1 rRNA gene is annotated in these 1312 nt (G+C 52.1%); it reads right to left on the bottom strand.

Annotated features, from left to right (window positions below):
• Positions 1–1171: ribosomal RNA gene (locus tag WFL93_RS24065) — 23S ribosomal RNA — on the bottom strand; the annotation flags it as partial.
• Between the last annotated feature and the right edge of the window lie 141 nt (positions 1172–1312).

The raw sequence follows: 1312 nt of genomic DNA, 5'->3' as shown, positions 1-1312 counted from the left end.
GCGTCGCTGCCGCAGCTTCGGTGCATGGTTTAGCCCCGTTACATCTTCCGCGCAGGCCGACTCGACCAGTGAGCTATTACGCTTTCTTTAAATGATGGCTGCTTCTAAGCCAACATCCTGGCTGTCTGTGCCTTCCCACATCGTTTCCCACTTAACCATGACTTTGGGACCTTAGCTGGCGGTCTGGGTTGTTTCCCTCTTCACGACGGACGTTAGCACCCGCCGTGTGTCTCCCGTGATAACATTCTCCGGTATTCGCAGTTTGCATCGGGTTGGTAAGCCGGGATGGCCCCCTAGCCGAAACAGTGCTCTACCCCCGGAGATGAGTTCACGAGGCGCTACCTAAATAGCTTTCGGGGAGAACCAGCTATCTCCCGGTTTGATTGGCCTTTCACCCCCAGCCACAAGTCATCCGCTAATTTTTCAACATTAGTCGGTTCGGTCCTCCAGTTAGTGTTACCCAACCTTCAACCTGCCCATGGCTAGATCACCGGGTTTCGGGTCTATACCCTGCAACTTAACGCCCAGTTAAGACTCGGTTTCCCTGCGGCTCCCCTATACGGTTAACCTTGCTACAGAATATAAGTCGCTGACCCATTATACAAAAGGTACGCAGTCACCCCATAAATGAGGCTCCCACTGCTTGTACGTACACGGTTTCAGGTTCTGTTTCACTCCCCTCGCCGGGGTTCTTTTCGCCTTTCCCTCACGGTACTGGTTCACTATCGGTCAGTCAGGAGTATTTAGCCTTGGAGGATGGTCCCCCCATATTCAGACAGGATACCACGTGTCCCGCCCTACTCTTCGAACTCACAATCTGTGCACTTTCGTGTACGGGACTATCACCCGGTATCGTGCGACTTTCCAGACGCTTCCACTAACGCACAAACTGATTCAGGTTCTGGGCTGTTCCCCGTTCGCTCGCCGCTACTGGGGGAATCTCGGTTGATTTCTTTTCCTCTGGGTACTTAGATGTTTCAGTTCCCCAGGTTCGCCTCGCAACACTATGTATTCATGTTGCGATGATGCACTGAGTGCACCGGGTTTCCCCATTCGGACATCGTCGGCTGTAGCGGTTCATATCACCTTACCGACGCTTTACGCAGATTAGCACGTCCTTCATCGCCTCTGACTGCCAGGGCATCCACCGTGTACGCTTAGTCGCTTAACCTCACAACCCACAGGCGTTTTGCAACGCTCGGGACTGTAAGCATTTGAGAGACTCGAACATGTTGTTATTCATTTCTTATTACGGAGAAATGAACCAACACGTCGTTTCAATTTTCAGCTTGTTCCGGATTGTTAAAGAGCA

The organism is Pantoea sp. USHLN256 (genome assembly GCF_037149875.1).
In the GTDB taxonomy this organism is placed as follows: Bacteria; Pseudomonadota; Gammaproteobacteria; order Enterobacterales; family Enterobacteriaceae; genus Pantoea; species Pantoea nemavictus.
This window is presented reverse-complemented; position numbering and strand designations above follow the sequence as displayed.